Source organism: Humitalea rosea (genome assembly GCF_003253705.1).
Taxonomy (GTDB): domain Bacteria; phylum Pseudomonadota; class Alphaproteobacteria; order Acetobacterales; family Acetobacteraceae; genus Humitalea; species Humitalea rosea.
On sequence record NZ_QKYU01000046.1, the window covers coordinates 1 to 14,718 of the forward strand.

Annotated in this window: 13 protein-coding genes and 2 pseudogenes; 5 read left to right on the top strand and 10 right to left on the bottom strand. The window is 68.6% G+C overall.

Annotated features, from left to right (window positions below; translation table 11 throughout):
- Positions 1-391: 391 nt before the first annotated feature.
- Positions 392-2,011: a flavin-containing monooxygenase gene (locus tag C8P66_RS22690; RefSeq protein WP_111400572.1), complete on the top strand. Its 1,620-nt coding sequence runs from the start codon at positions 392-394 to the stop codon at positions 2,009-2,011.
- Positions 2,012-2,069: 58 nt separating this feature from the next.
- On the opposite strand, the gene C8P66_RS22695 is transcribed toward C8P66_RS22690, so the two are convergent.
- From C8P66_RS22695 to C8P66_RS24840, 9 genes and pseudogenes are all read right to left on the bottom strand, one after another.
- Entirely contained in the window at positions 2,070-3,308 is a 1,239-nt protein-coding gene (locus tag C8P66_RS22695; RefSeq protein WP_111400573.1) for an ABC transporter substrate-binding protein, read from the bottom strand.
- Positions 3,305-3,985, bottom strand: coding sequence for an acyl-CoA dehydrogenase family protein (locus C8P66_RS22700; protein ID WP_111400574.1), 681 nt, complete (start codon positions 3,983-3,985; stop codon positions 3,305-3,307). Before C8P66_RS22700 ends, C8P66_RS22695 begins: the two co-directional genes overlap by 4 nt.
- Complete coding sequence (locus C8P66_RS24200) at positions 3,985-4,533, bottom strand: nitronate monooxygenase (protein ID WP_211314252.1); 549 nt, start codon at positions 4,531-4,533, stop codon at positions 3,985-3,987. The genes C8P66_RS22700 and C8P66_RS24200 overlap by 1 nt, the downstream gene beginning before the upstream one ends.
- Positions 4,534-5,066: 533 nt before the next feature.
- Positions 5,067-6,002, bottom strand: a complete 936-nt coding sequence (locus tag C8P66_RS22710) for an alpha/beta hydrolase (RefSeq protein WP_245903749.1) — start codon at positions 6,000-6,002, stop codon at positions 5,067-5,069.
- A 169-nt stretch (positions 6,003-6,171) separates the two neighbouring features.
- A complete protein-coding gene (locus tag C8P66_RS22715) occupies positions 6,172-6,666 on the bottom strand; it encodes a MarR family winged helix-turn-helix transcriptional regulator (protein ID WP_111400575.1) in 495 nt (164 codons plus the stop codon).
- 102 nt (positions 6,667-6,768) lie between these two features.
- On the bottom strand, positions 6,769-8,004 hold the full coding sequence (locus tag C8P66_RS22720) for an ABC transporter substrate-binding protein (protein WP_111400581.1): 1,236 nt from the start codon (positions 8,002-8,004) through the stop codon (positions 6,769-6,771).
- Positions 8,005-8,048: 44 nt separating this feature from the next.
- Complete coding sequence (locus C8P66_RS22725; RefSeq protein ID WP_111400576.1) at positions 8,049-9,791, bottom strand: FAD-dependent oxidoreductase; 1,743 nt, start codon at positions 9,789-9,791, stop codon at positions 8,049-8,051.
- A 70-nt stretch (positions 9,792-9,861) separates the two neighbouring features.
- On the bottom strand, positions 9,862-10,242 hold the full coding sequence (locus C8P66_RS24600; RefSeq protein ID WP_281271371.1) for an SDR family NAD(P)-dependent oxidoreductase: 381 nt from the start codon (positions 10,240-10,242) through the stop codon (positions 9,862-9,864).
- 4 nt (positions 10,243-10,246) lie between these two features.
- Positions 10,247-10,696 (bottom strand): annotated as a pseudogene (locus C8P66_RS24840) (SDR family oxidoreductase); the annotation flags it as partial.
- A gap of 234 nt (positions 10,697-10,930) precedes the next feature.
- Between C8P66_RS24840 and pcaH the strand changes: the two are divergent.
- The 3 genes and pseudogenes from pcaH to C8P66_RS22745 all read left to right on the top strand — a co-directional run bounded on the left by pcaH (position 10,931) and on the right by C8P66_RS22745 (position 13,464).
- A complete protein-coding gene (gene pcaH / locus C8P66_RS22735) occupies positions 10,931-11,656 on the top strand; it encodes a protocatechuate 3,4-dioxygenase subunit beta (RefSeq protein ID WP_245903751.1) in 726 nt (241 codons plus the stop codon).
- A gap of 1 nt (position 11,657) precedes the next feature.
- Positions 11,658-12,200 (top strand): protocatechuate 3,4-dioxygenase subunit alpha, encoded by a 543-nt coding sequence (gene pcaG, locus C8P66_RS22740; protein ID WP_111400578.1) that lies wholly within the window; start codon positions 11,658-11,660, stop codon positions 12,198-12,200.
- 230 nt (positions 12,201-12,430) lie between these two features.
- Positions 12,431-13,464 (top strand): annotated as a pseudogene (locus C8P66_RS22745) (4-hydroxybenzoate 3-monooxygenase).
- On the opposite strand, the gene C8P66_RS22750 reads toward C8P66_RS22745, so the two are convergent.
- Positions 13,440-14,300: an IclR family transcriptional regulator gene (locus tag C8P66_RS22750; RefSeq protein WP_158537359.1), complete on the bottom strand. Its 861-nt coding sequence runs from the start codon at positions 14,298-14,300 to the stop codon at positions 13,440-13,442. The pseudogene C8P66_RS22745 and the gene C8P66_RS22750 overlap by 25 nt on opposite strands.
- Positions 14,301-14,497: 197 nt before the next feature.
- Between C8P66_RS22750 and C8P66_RS24205 the strand changes: the two genes are divergently transcribed.
- On the top strand, positions 14,498-14,718 hold a 221-nt coding region (locus C8P66_RS24205), incomplete at its 3' end, for a hypothetical protein (protein WP_281271372.1).

A 14,718-nucleotide genomic window follows, 5' to 3' on the forward strand; every position in this document is an offset into this window, starting at 1 on the left:
AACCGTATCGACGAGCTCATGCCCTGCCACTGGGCGACCTCGAAAAACATCTGAACGTCAAGCCGCAGCGACAAGGGCCTGGAACCACCGCTTACGGTACAGCACCTTTCCGGCCTGCCGTGGATCGTCGAGCGCCGAGAAATGGTCGAGCAGGGCTGCACCAGCCATCCGGAAACCTCCGCATCAGAGGTCTCCCATGAATCAGACTTCCCCCCGTGCCGGAACCCACCGGCCGCTCAGGCGATTGCCCTGCCTCTCATGCCGAGAATGTTGACATATCAACACATGGCGGTAAAATCCCTGCTGTGCAGCCGGCCAAAGGCGGCATGGGAATCGGCGCCGTGAACAACCGGCCCTGAGGCAACGTGACAGGAAGAGGGACCAAGGGTCCATGGCAGAACACAACGGGGTGGCGGCACCTGCGCATGCCTATGATGTCATCGTCATCGGTGCCGGCTTTGCCGGGCTCTACGCGCTGCATCGCCTGCGCAAGGAAGGCTATTCCGTGCGGGTGCTGGAGGCCGGTGATGCGATCGGCGGCACCTGGTACTGGAACCGCTACCCCGGTGCGCGCTGCGATGTCGAAAGCATGCAGTACTCCTTCTCCTTCTCCGACGAGATTCAACGCGAGTGGAACTGGTCGCAGCTCTACGCGCCGCAGCCCGAGATCCTCAGCTACATCAACTTCGTCGCGGACCGGCTCGACCTGCGCCGCGACATCCAGCTCAATACACGGGTTTCCGCGGCCAGCTTCGACGCGGCGACGCGCCGCTGGACGGTGACGACCGGGGGCGGCGAACGCTTCATCGCTCCCTTCAGCGTGATGGCGACGGGCTGTCTCTCGATTCCGCTGGACCCGCGCATCCCGGGGCTGGAGAGCTTCCAGGGGCCGGTCTATCGCACCTCCGACTGGCCGCATGGCGGTGTCGATCTCGCCGGCAAGCGGGTCGGGCTGATCGGCACCGGCTCCTCCGGCATCCAGGCGACGCCAAGGCTGGCCGAGCAGGCGGCGCAGCTGGTCGTATTCCAGCGGACGCCGAACTACTCCATCCCGGCGCAGAACCGGCCGCTCGACCCCGACTACATCCGCGGCTGGAAGGACAACTACCGGGAGCGCCGGCTTGCCGCGCGGCAGACGCGCAACAACACCCTCAACAATGCGGGGCCGGAGCCGGGCAGCCTCGCCACGCCCGAGGCGCGCGAAAAGGCCTTCGAGGAACGCTGGGCGGCCGGCGGCATCGGCTTCATGTACGCCTTCACCGACATGACCAGCGACCCTGAGGTCAACCGCCATGCCTCGGAATTCGTGCGCCGGAAGATCGCCGGGATCGTGCGTGACCCGCAGGTCGCCGAAAGGCTGATGCCCAAGGACTATGGGATCGGCGGCAAGCGCATCTGCGTGGACACGGACTACTTCGAGACCTTCAACCGGGACAATGTCACGCTGGTGGATGTGCGCGCGGATCCGATCGCGCAGGTCACCCCCACCGGCATCCGTACCGAGGCCGCCGAATACCCGCTGGACGTCCTTGTGCTGGCGATCGGCTTTGATGCGATGACGGGTGCGCTGCTGCGGATCGACATCACCGGCCGCGACGGCGTGCGGCTGCGCGACCGCTGGGCGGAAGGGCCGAAGACCTATCTCGGCATGGCCATCGCCGGCTTCCCGAACATGTTCCTGATCACCGGCCCGGGCAGCCCGTCGGTCTTCACCAACATGGTCACCTCGATCGAGCAGCATGTCGATTGGATCGCCGACTGCATGCGGCATGTGCTGGGCAAACAGGCTTCGGCGATCGAGGCCGAGGAGGAAGCGCAGGAAAGATGGGTGGCGCATGTCAACGAGCTTGCCGCCAAGACCATCTTCCCGACCGCGAATTCCTGGTATGTCGGCGCCAATATCCCGGGCAAGCCCCGGGTCTTCATGCCCTATCTCGGCGGCGCCGCGAACTACGCCGCCATCTGCGAGCGTGTCGCCCGCAGCGACTACGAAGGCTTTCGGGTGGAATAGGGCCTGCTGCGATGGCAGGGGACCCTTTCCCTGGCCATCGCCGCCTGCGATCGGCGCGTCACTTCACCAGGGCGCAGCCGCCTTCGGAGACGGGGCGGAACGCTTGCTCCGCCGGCGTCGTGGCGGCCAGCTTGTAGTAGTCCCATGGGCCGCGTGACTCCGCTGGCGTCTTGACCTCGAACAGATAGGCCGGATGGATTTTCCGGCCATCGGCGCGGATGCTGCCCGGGCCGAACACGTCATCATCCGTCGGCGTGGCCTTCATGCGGTTCACCACCGCCAGGCCATCGGCCTTGGCCGCATCGACCCCCATTGCGGCCGCGGTGCGGAGGTAGTGGATGGCCGCCGAATAGGCCCCGGCCTGCTGATGGTTCGGGTAGAGGTCCGGCACATTGGCATGCAGCCGCCGCGTGAAGGCGCGGGTGCGGTCGTTCAGATCCCAATAGAAGGCCTCCGTCAGCAGCATGCCCTGCGCGTCCGGCAGGCCAAGCGCATGGACATCGGTGATGTAGCTGAGCAGGACCGCGACGCGCATGCCGCGGCGCAGCAGGCCGAATTCTTGCGCCTGCTTGACGCAGTTGGTGGTGTCCGCCCCGCCGGTGGCCAGCCCCAGCACCTTGGCGCCGCTGGACTGCGCCTGCACCAGGAAGGAGGAGAAGTCGGTGGTCTGCGGGAAGGGGTAGCGGATGGCACCGAGCACACGGCCCCCCGCATCCTCCACGAAGCGCGTCGCATCCGCCTGCATCTGGTGGCCGAAGGCGTAGTTCACGACAATGAAGAACCAGCTGTTGCCGCCCGCGGCGACGGTCGCCGTCGCGGTGGACTTGGACAGCATGTAGGTGTCGTAGGTCCAGTGGATGAGGTTGGAACTGCATTGCTCGCCGGTCAGCACGGCGCTCGCCGTCGCGGTCGCGAGCACGACCTTGTTCTTCTCCCGTGCCAGCTGGCCGACAGCCAGCGCGACCGAGGTGTTGTTCAGGTCGCAGACCATGTCCACGTCGCGGCGGTCGAACCATTCGCGCGCGACCGACAGCGCGACATCGGGCTTGTTCTGGTGATCGGCCTTGAGGATCTCGACCTCGATCCCCTGTTCGCCGAGCTTCAGGTCCTCAATGGCCTGGCGGACGCAGGCGGTGGAGCCTTCGCCGCCGTAGTCGCGATAGGCGCCGGAAAAATCCGACAGCACGCCGATGCGGATCGGCCGCGACGCCTGTGCCCTGGCCTGCGGCGGGAGCAGTGCGGCGGCTGCGGCGGCACCCGTGGCACCGAGGGCACCGCGCCTGGTGATATCGTTCATGTCCTGGATCCCCTGTTGGCCAGTCGGTCCCGGTGCCGGCCGGCATGTTGTCGTGATGGGGGCTCCGCCTTGCTGAAGCCCCATGCGCCATACCAGCGCCTGTTCCTCGGCGACGCGCTTCGCCAGGAAGGCGGCGTAGTCGGCGGCACCGCGGATATCGGGTAGCATGTCGTAGCGCCGCAGCACCGCGGCATCGGTCTGCGCATGGGCGACGAGGCCGTAGGGCGAGGTGAACACCTCCATCTCGGCATAGCCGAGATCCGTGAGTGTCGGCGTGTCGGGCCGGTGCGGAACGCGCCGCGGTGTCCACAGATGCAGCCATGCCAGCTCGGCGGAATCCAGCGCTGCTTCTGCGCCTCGGTGCCGAATTGCAGCAAGGTCGGGGTCAGCATGGCGATGCCCTGGCCCGACAGGCCCATCGGCACGCCGGCGGCGGTGAATTCCTCGGCGATAATGCGCGCGGCAAGCAGGTCCGGGGCCGCTCCAAAGCCGCCATAGGCGCGCGGAATGTCGCGGGCGGCATAGCCGTGCTCGATCAGCAGCGCCTGCCAGTCGCGCACCTCGGGCGCGTTGCGCGCCGGGTTGAAGCCGCTGGGCGCGCGATGGCGATGGCGCGCGATGAAGTCACGCAGCCCGGCACGCAGCGCCTGTTCCTCGGGCCCGTCGGAAAGATCCATCAGACGGCCACCCCGGCCATGGCGGCATCCCGCCTGGCCGCCAGGCGTTCCAGGGCATCGGCGTAATCGTCGATCAGCTCGCGCATCACATCGCGCACCGAACGTTCGGCCGTCATCGTGCCGACGACCTGGCCCGCGGGGTAGGAGTAGAAATCCTGCCGCTGGCCGCGGTCGATCCGCGCCCTTGCATCGCGGTAAAGCAGCCCCTGCAGTGGCGGCGGCAGCACCGGGGGGGCGTCGGGGGCGTCCCAGGCTTCGGTCCAGCGGCTTTGCAGCAGCCGCACCGGCTTTCCGGTCATCGATTTGCGCTGCACCGCATCCTCGGCCCGGGCCTGGAACAGCGCCGCCTTCTCATAGGGCGCCAACTCGCTTTCGCGCGTGCCGAGCCAGATGGTGCCGCACCAGATGCCTTCTGCGCCGAGCGCCTGCGCCGCCGCAAGTTGGCGGCCTTGGCTGATCCCGCCTGCGGCACCAGCACCATGGTGCTGATGGTGCCGGTATGGCCGCCCGCCTCGCGGTGACGCGCCACATGCGCCGCACTGCCGCAGAGGCCGCCGACGAGAACGCCGCGGGCATGCAGCGCCGCCACCGTCTCGCGCGGTGCGGCGCCAAGGGCGCTGACCACGAGCCGGACCTGCGGATGCCGTGCCGCAACCTCCAGCAACTCCCGCGCGCCGGCGGGGGTATTGGTGCGTTCGCGTGCCCGCAGGTCTTCATGCAGGCGGATGCGTTCCGCCTCAGGCAGCGCGGGCACCCCCGCCTCGTCGAGCAGCCTCGCGACGAAGGCCTTGTGCCGTTCCGGGATCAGATCCCAGACCGGGGTCGTCGCAACCTCGGCAGCATGATCATAGGTGCCGGGGATCAGCACATCGACGCCATAGCCGCGGCCATCGACATGGGAATCGATCCAGCTCAGCTCGGCCTCCAGCTGCTGGGGCGAGAAGGTGACCGCGCCCAGCACACCGAAGCCGCCGGCGCGGGTGACCTCGACGATCACGTCCCGGCAGTGGGAGAAAGCGAAGATCGGAATGTCGCAGCCCAGCCGCGCGCTGATCTCGGTCCGCATGGCCTAGCCTCCTGTTCAGGGTGTGAGGGCGCGAGCGAGCGCTTGGGCCAGATCGTCCAGGGCCGCGGTGGCGGTGGGCAGGACCTTCCCCATGGTCAGGAAGCCATGCATCTGGCCGGGGTAGCGGCGCTGCTCCACGGCGACGCCGCTGGCCCGCAGCCGGCTGGCATAGGCCTCGCCCTCATCCACCAGGGGGTCGTGGCCGGCGGTCAGCACCAGGGCGGGGGCGAGGTTCGACAGGTCCTCGGCGCGCAACGGGGATGCCCGCCAATCCTCCACATCCGCGTCGCTGCGCAAATAGTGGTCGCGGAACCAGGCCATGGTCGCGGTGGTCAGCACATAGCCTTCGCCCATCCGGCGATAGGAGTCCTGCGACAGGCTGAGATCGAGTGCGGGGTAGAGCAGCATCTGCCACAGCACCGGCGGCACCGCGCCGTCGCGGGCCATCAGCGCCAGCACGGCGGCAAGGTTGGCGCCGGCGCTGTCGCCGCCGACGGCGATGCGTGCGGGATCGATGCCGAGCGTTTTCGCCTGTTCGTTGACCCAGACAAGAGCCGCGATCGCGTCATTTACCGCGGCGGGAAACTTGTGTTCGGGCGCCAGACGATAGTCGACCGCGATCACCGTGCATCCGGCGCCGGCCGCGAGATGGCGGCAGACCCCGTCATGCGTCTGCAGATCGCCGATCACCCAGCCGCCACCATGGAAGAACAGCAGCACCGGCGTCACCGTCGCCGCCACGCCCCGGTAGAGACGAAGCGGGATCGGGCCATGCGGGCCGGGGGCAAGCAGGTCGCGGATCTCCGCGACCTCGGCGGGGGGCGGTGCCATGGCGGCGCGCGCCTGGATCATCGCGGCGCGGGCCTCGATCGGCGACAGCGCATGATAGGGGGGGCGGCCGGCCTCGCGGAGCATGTCCAGCAGCAGCGCCGCATCGGCATCGAGCGTCACGGACGCAATCCGGGCATGCACAGGACACTGAATTGCATCGCTCCCTCCCGCGGTCGATCAGGTCATTGATCCTGATCAACCCATTGAGGGAAACCTTGGCGGCAGGAAGTTGTCACGTCAACACGAAAGTCGGGATCTCGCTGCGGCGCCCACGCTCCTCCATCGTGATTCATCTGTTGGTTTCGGTGACGTCGACGGCATTCATGGCCGTCACATTGACCAGGACGCGGTGCAGAAACTGAATCAGCAACTCCCGCTCCGCCGCGTCGAAGCCGGTCAGCATCGTTTCCTCCCGGGTCAGGGCGAGGCGCAGGACGCGGTCATAGACGCGGCAGCCCTTGGCGGTGATGGTCAGCTCGACGGTGCGTCCCGCCACCGGCCGGGATCGGACCAGGCCGCCTTTCTTCAGGATCGCGACGCTTCGGCTGACCGCGGCCTTGTCCAGGCCGATCAGTTGGCAGATGGCCGCATTGGTCCCGGTCGGCTCGACGCCGAGATAGGCGAGCACGCGCCAGTCGGTGACGCCGAGATCGAAGCGCTCGCGGTAGACCCGCGAGGCACCGCTCGACATCTTGTTCGACACCCAGGTGAGCAGGCCGGGGACATAGCGATTGAGGACGAGCCTCCCCGGCTTGGTGGCCGGCTTGGCGGAGGTTGGAAACATGCGGCGGGCGTCTCCATGGGCCGCGGCGAGCGGAATTCCTCGCAGCGCTACCGGAGAACGGCCCTGGACGGAAGCGTGGGGGGCGCCACGCCCCCCCGGCGCTCAGCTGTGGTCGAGCACGCAGCCGCCTTCGGCGAGCGGGCGGAAGGCCTGCGCCGCCGGGGTGGTGGCCAGCAGCTTGTAGACATCGCCGGGGCCACGGCTTTCCTGCGGGCTTTTCACCTCGAACAGATAGGAGGGGTGGATCTTCCGCCCATCCGCGCGCAGCGTGCCGGGACCGAAACAATCGTCATCCGTCGGCATGCGCTTCATCATCGCCACGACGTCGCGCCCGGAGGCCTTGGCGCGGGCGACGCCGATCTCCTTGACCGCCTTGAGGTAGTGCAGCACCCCCGAATAATTGCCGACCTGGCTCATGTTCGGGAATTTCTGCGGCGGCAGCCGCGGCGCGATGCGGGCCATGAAGGCGCGGGTACGGTCGTTCAGATCCCAGTAGAAGGTCTCGGTGACGGTCAGCCCCTGCGCCACCTCCAGCCCCATCGGGATCACGTCGGTGACATAGGCGACGGCGGCCGCGAGCCGGACGCCGCGGCGGTTCACGCCGAATTCGCGCGCCTGCTTCAGGCTGTTGACCAAATCATTCCCCGAATTGGTGAAGCAGACCACCTTGGCGCGGCTGGATTGCGCCTGCAGCAGGAAGGAGGAGAATTCGGTGGTCTGCGGGAAGGGGTAGTTCACGGCGCCGAGCACCCGCCCGCCCGCCTTCTCCACGAAGGCGGTGAGGTCGGCCTGCGCGGCATGGCCGAAGGCGTAGTCGGGCGTGACGAAGAACCAGGTGTCGCCGCCGGCCTCGACCAGGGCGGTGCCATTGGATTTCGCCAGGCACCAGGAATCCCAGCTCCAATGCATCGAGTTGGGGCTGCAGTGCTTTCCCGTCAGATCGGAAGACCCGGCGCTGGTGACCAGCGCGATCTTGTCCTTCTCCATGACGATGCTGCGTGCGCCGATCGCGATGGCGCTGTTGCCGATGTCGGTGACGATGTCCACGCCGCGCTGGTCGAGCCAGCGGCGAAGCACCGACAGCCCGGTGTCCGGCCGGTTCGCGTGATCGGCCGACAGCACCTCCACCTTGATGCCCGGATTGGCGGCGGTGAATTCGGCGGCGGCCTGTTCGGCGCAGGCCACGCTGACCGGCCCCTGGCCATCCTTGTAGGGGCCGGAGAGGTCGGTCAGCACGCCGATGCGGATGGTGTCATCCGCCTGGGCGCGGGCGCCACCCCCGCCCAGGGTGACGGCCGCGGCCCCCGCCTGCAAAAGGACCCGTCGCGTTGCGTTCATCGCCATTGTTCTCTCCCTTGTTTTTTTGTTCGGTGCGGATGCCGTCAGGCGGCAGCGGCGGCACCATTGTCGCTGCCGGTGCCATCGGCCGCGAGGCCGGCGACATGGCGCCCTGCGATGTAGCCGAAGGTCATGATCGGCCCGAGCGTGATGCCGGCGCCGGGATAGGCCCCGCCCATCATGCTGGCCATGTCGTTGCCGACGGCGTAAAGCCCCGGCACCGGATCGCCCGAAGCGGCCAGCACGCGCGTTTGCGCATCGGTGCGTATCCCGTCGAAGGTGCCGAGGTCGCCCATCACCAGCTTCAGCGCATAATACGGCCCGGGCGTGACCGGCCCGACGTTCGGATTGGGCCTGTGGTCGGCATCGCCGAGGTAGCGGTTGAAGGCGGTGCTGCCGCGGCCGAACTCCGGGTCCTCGCCCTTGGCCGCGCCGATGTTGTAGTGCTGCACGGTGGCTTCGAGCGCCGCGGCATCGACGCCGATCTTTTCCGCAAGCCCGCGCAGGGTCCCCGCCCGCTGCAGGTAGCCGCTACGCAGATACAGCGCGAGCGGCATCGGCGCGGGCTTGGCGAAGCCCATCCCGTATTTGCGCACCGTCCGATGGCCGGCGATCAGCCAGACCGCGGTTTCGGCCTCGCCTTCGCAGGTGCGGATCATCGCGGCGCCGAAGTCGTGGTAGGAATGGCTCTCGTTGACAAAGCGCCGGCCCTGGCGGTTCACCGCGATGAAGCCGGGCTTGTAGCGGTCCACCAGATGCGGGAAGGCGCCGATCTTCCCATCGCCCAGCGGAACCTTCGAGACCGGCATCCAGGCGGCGGCATTGGGGAAGCTGTCCTCGAAATGCCCGCCCACCGCCTCGGCCATGCGGATGCCGTCGCCGGTATTGCCCTCGGGCACCGGGGTCACATGTTCGCCGCCGCGCTTCACATGCGGATAGACGCGCCCCAGCCGCGCGACATCCCGGGCGAAGCCGCCGGCGGCGAGCATCACGCCACGGCGCGCGGCGATGCGGACGGGCTTGCCCTCCTGTTCCACCACCGCGCCCACCACGCGGCCGTTCTCCACCCAGAGATCCTTCGCGGGCGTGCTGGTGCGGATCGGGATGCCGAGGTCGAAGGCCGATTTCGCGAGACGCGCCGCCAGTGCATTGCCGCTGGTCAGCTGCACGCCGCGCCCGTAGCGCGCGAGATGCGTCATATGCAGCCCGAGCCGCTTGGCGACATAGAGCGCGGAGGTCAGCGAGCGCGTCATGTTGAAGAAGTGCTTCAGGTCGTTGTTCGCGGAATTGAACATCATGCCGAGGAAGGTGATGGTCCGCAGCGGCGGCCGCAGCCGCTTCAACTCGGGGCCGAGTTCGCGCCCGTCGAAGGGGGCGGCCGCCACCGAGCGGCCCTTGGCGATCCCGCCCGGCGCATCGGGATGGTAGTCGGGATAGTCGTAGGGGATGAATTGCACCGCGGTTTCGGCGCCGAAGAATTCGAGCATGCGCGGACCATTTTCGAGGAAGGCCTCGACGATGTCCTCGCGATAATGGTTGCCGGCCTCATGGTGCAGGTAGGTGCGCATCGCCTCCTTGGTATCGGTGATGCCCTTGGCCCTGGCCTGCGGATTGCCCGGCACCCAGAGGATGCCGCCGGAAAACGCGGTGGTGCCGCCGAACACCGGATCCTTCTCGACCACCAGCACATCCAGCCCGGCCTTGCGCGCGGTGATCGCCGCGGACAGCCCGCCGGCACCCGAACCGATCACCAGAAGGTCGCAGGTCAGGGTCACATCGTCTTGCATGCTGCGGCTCGCTTTCTCGGGCGGGTGTCGTCGGTGCTCGGGCGGCGGGCCGGGGCCATGCCGCCCATGTTCAGGTCGCCGCCTCGAAGCCCGGGCGCGGCACCAGGCTCATGAGCACACGGCCGAGTCCGCCATCGACGGTGATCTCGTCGCCGTTCACGTAGCTGGCGCGCGGGCTGGCGAGCCAGACCACGGCATCGGCCACATCCGGGGGGGCGCCGACGCGCCGGGTCGGGACCATCGCCGCGCGCGCCTCCGCGACCCCCGGCCGGGCGTAGAAATCCGCCGAGAGCGGCGTGCGGATCAGCCCGGGGCTCACGACATTGCTGCGGACGCCCGAAGGCCCCCATTCCAGCGCAAGCTGCCGCGACAGCATCACCACCCCGGCCTTGCCTGACGCTGTAGGCGCCGCTCTGGCCCTGGGGATGGCTGCCGGCGATCGAGGCCACATGGACGATGCTGCCGCCGCCGCCCGCCAGCATCTGCCGGCCAAAGGCCTGCGCGCAGAGGAAGTAGCCGGTCAGGTTCACCGCGAGGATCGCGTTCCATTCACCGAGCGGGAGGTCGGCGAGCGGCCCCGGTCGCAGCATGCCGGCGTTGTTGACCAGGATCTCGCAGCCGCCGAGCCGGACGGCGACGGTTTCGGCGGCCGCGGCGACGCTTGCCGGATCGGCGACGTCGCAGGGCACCGCAAGGGTCCTGGCGCCGCCTGCCGCCACCGCCTCGGCGGCCGCCTCGCAGGCGCCGGAATCGCGGTCGAGCAGCGCCACAGCGGCCCCGGCCGCGGCCAGGGCCATGACGATCGCCCGCCCGATCCCGCCGCCCGCACCGGTCACCACGCAGCGGCGGTCACGCAGATCGAGCCAAGCCGCATCGGCGCGGCGCAGGTCGCTTTGGCCGTCCATTGTTTCCCTCCAGCTTTGCGCCCTTCAGATTACCATAACAGAGTCGGTCACAAAGGCACAATATGAGAATTTTTCTGCCTTCTCCGAGTGTCACCCCCTCGCCCTGGCCGCGGTCCAGCCCGAAGGCCGCCCGGCAGAAAAATTGATTTTCGCATACTGTGCGGATCATTTTTACGCTGCTATAGGCCCCACAACGAAGAAGGAACGGAGGAAATCATGTCCCGGTCTGGCCGTTTGGATGACGCTGCGCGTGACCCGATCCCCTTTCGCCCGTTCAGCCCCGGCACCCAGCCGCCCTATGACGCGCCCGCCTATCTGAGCACACGCGCCCGCCACCCGGCCCGCCCCCTCGTCACCGCCCCGCATACGGTGACGGAGACCACCGGTCCCTGCTTCACCCCCAGCCGCTTTCCCGCCCTTGCGGATATCTCGGCGACCGATGGCCGTGCCGCGCAGGGCGAGCGCATCATCGTCAACGGCCGGGTGCTGGACGAGGATGGCCGCCCGGTGCCCCACACCATGCTCGAGATCTGGCAGGCCAATGCCGCCGGTCGCTATGCGCATCTGGTCGATCAGCACAATGCGCCGCTCGATCCGCATTTCCGGGGGGTGGGCCGCGTCTTCTCCGACGAACAGGGGAACTGGCGCATCGTCACCATCAAGCCCGGTGCCTATCCGTGGCGGAACCATGCCAATGCCTGGCGCCCGAACCACATCCATTTTTCGCTGTTCGGCCAGGGCTTCGCGCAGCGCCTGGTCACCCAGATGTACTTCCCGGGCGATCCGCTGCTGCCGCTCGACCCGATCTTCAACAGCATCCCCGATGCGGCGGCGCGGGACCGCCTGATCTCCAGCTTCGACCTGGAGACCACGCAGCCCGAATACGCGCTCGGCTATCGTTTCGACATCGTGCTGCGTGGCCGCGGCGCCACGCCCTTCGAGGATGGGGAGCACCGCTGACATGCCGACCGCCACCGCGAGCCAGACCATTGGCCCCTATTGGCACCTGCTCGAGGAGAAGGGCTGGGACGACCTGACCCGCTTCGGACCCGTGCCGGAAGGGGCGGCGCGCATCACCCTGACCGGTGTCGTCACCGATGGCGATGGCGCCCCGGTCGCCGATGGCTGCGTCGAGGTCTGGCAGGCCGATCCGCCGGCCAGCGACGACTTCCTCGGCTGGGGCCGCGCCGCCACCGATGCGCAGGGGCGGTACAGCTTCACGACGCTCAAGCCGGGGCCGGTGCCTGGCCGCGGCGATGCCCGCCAGGCGCCGCATATCGCGATCACGCTGCTGGCGCGCGGCCTGCTCAAGCCGCTCGTCACCCGCGCCTATTTCGCCGGCGAGGCGCTGAACGACACCGACCCGCTGCTCGCCGCGATCGAGGATCCGGCGCGACGCGACACCCTGCTGGCGCGTGAGGCCGGCGATGGGGTCTGGCAGTTCGACATCCGGCTCCAGGGCGAAGGCGACGGGCGGGCCGAAACGGTGTTCCTGGACGTCTGACACGTGACCGTCGGCCAGGCGCGGCCCGGGGCAGGATCGGTCCGGTCGGGCCGATCCCCTGCTTCAGAACAATTCCGGCCGAAGGGGCGTTGCGCCGGGCCGCATGTTGATCTGTCAATACCATCGCGGCCGACGCCGCTCCGGTCCCACCCGATTCAGGAGGAAACCAAAGGATGCGCACACAGGTCGGGATCATCGGCGCGGGCCCGGCGGGCCTGCTGCTCGCGCATCTGCTCCATCTCCGGGGCATCGACTCCATCGTCATCGAAAGCCGCCACCGTGAAGCCATCGAGGCCACGATCCGCGCCGGCATCCTCGAACAGAGCACCGTGGATCTGATGGTGGACAGCGGCGTGGGCGAGCGGCTGAAGCCGATGGTCGCAACCACCGCATCGACTTCAAGGGGCTGGCCGGCGGCCGCGTCACCACCCTCTACCCGCAGCACGAGGTGCTGAAGGACCTGATCGCCGCGCGGATGGCCGTGGGCGGGGAAATCCTGTTCGGCACCAAGGTCACCGCGGTCGACGGGCTCGACGGCAGGCAGCCGGTCATCCGCTTCGCCGGCGCCGATGGCATGCAAGCCGGGCTGGACTGCGACTTCATCGTGGGGGCCGACGGCGCCTATGGCGTCGGCCGCGCCGCGATTCCCGACGGGCTGCGCCGGGACTATCAGCGCGTCTATCCCTTCGGCTGGTTCGGCATCCTATGCAACGCGCTGCCTTCCTCCGAGGAGCTGATCTATGCGCGGCACGACCTCGGCTTCGCGCTCATCAGCAACCGCACGCCGGAGGTGCAGCGGATGTATTTCCAATGCGACCCCAACGACAAGGTCGAGAACTGGTCCGACCGCATCTGGGCGGAGCTGCAGGCCCGTGTCGCGGGCGAGGACGGATTCCGCCTGATCGAGGGCGAGATCTTCCAGCGCAACATCGCGCCCATGCGCAGCTATGTCTGCGAACCGATGCAACACGGAAGGCTGTTCCTGGCGGGCGATGCCGCGCATACGGTGCCGCCGACCGGCGCCAAGGGGCTGAACCTCGCGGCCAGCGACGTGTTCCTGCTGGACCGCTATTCCACCACCGCCCAGCGGCGCGTCTGGCGGGCGCAGCATTTCTCCTGGTGGATGACCTCGATGCTGCATCGCTCGGAGACCGACAGCGCCTTCGACGAGCGGCGCCAGATGGCCGAGCTCGAACTGGTCACGGGCACGGTCGCCGCCGCGACCTCGCTGGCCGAGAACTACGTCGGGCTGCCGTTTGGGTGAAGGTGGGGCGGTTGGTGGACGCCGTGCAGAAAGCCGTCGGAGATTTCCCGCGCGATGCGCTGCGCCAGGGCGCGCAGCCGCGTGGGGTCCTCCTTGCGGAACTGCTCCTCGCTCTGGGCGAGGGAGATGGCTCCCACCACCGCGCCGGGCGCGCGGAAGATCGGCGCCGCGACCCCGACCATGCCCTCATCCACCTCCGAGATCGCGATGCAGATCCCCTCCTTGCGCACGGTCTTCAGCCTGGCGCGGAATTCGGCCCAGTTGGCGCCGAGCCCCGCCGCCCGGATGCGGTCGGGGTGGCGCTGCATCAGCGTGCGAAGCTGGTAGGTCGGCAGGAAGGCGAGGACGACGCGCGGCGCGGCGCCGCGGAACAGCTCCATCGGGCGGCCGCGCTCCATGCTGGTGCACAGGGTCGGGTCGGTCATGTCCTGGTGCACGCAGAGCACATGGTCGCCGTAGTGGCGCGACAGCAGGAACATCCCGTGCAGCGCGGGCCGCGCGCGCTCGATCACCGGCACGCCGTGGCGCAGCAGCGGGTCGGTGCGGCGCATCTGGCGATCCAGCTGGGCGATGCGCGGGCCGAGGCTGAAACAGCCGCCCTCGGCCGGTGCCAGCAGTCCGGTGCACGACAGCAGCTTCAGATAGCGGTAGCCGGTGGCCTGGGACATCGAGAGGTGGTCGCAGATCTCCTCGACCGACCAACTCGGGCGCTCCTCGGTGAAAAGGTCGAGCAGGCCCAGCATGCGTTCCAGGCTGCTGTCGGAGGTGCCGGCCTGCCGGGGCGGGTCCATGGTCACCTTCGCCATGGGGCCCTGCGTCGGCATCGTGTCGTCCATCACTCGTGTCCAGCGGCTCGCGGATGCGTTCCTAGCCAGGCCTCGCGGCATGCCCATTTCCGCGACACCTCTAGCAGCCCGCGGCCTCGCCAGGCCAGCGGGCGCCGATCCGCGCCCGCACAACACAGGGAGAACACCATGTGCCACCCTTCGCGCATCGACATCATCGGGGGGTGGGTCCTGTCCTGCGGGGCAGCATGAGCGCGCGCGCCTTCTCGACCAGCTGGCCGCGTCGCTCATCGAGCCGGAGCTTGCGCTCCTGCGCCTTGAGCATCTCGTTGGCGGTGCGCGCGTTGTGGAAGCTGCTGCCGCCCGCGGATGGCGTGGGCAGCGGCTCCGGAATGGGTGGCGCGACGACTGCCGGCCGCGGCGGGGCCGGGGGTGGCGAAGGCGAAGGCGAAGGCGCCGGCTGTACCGG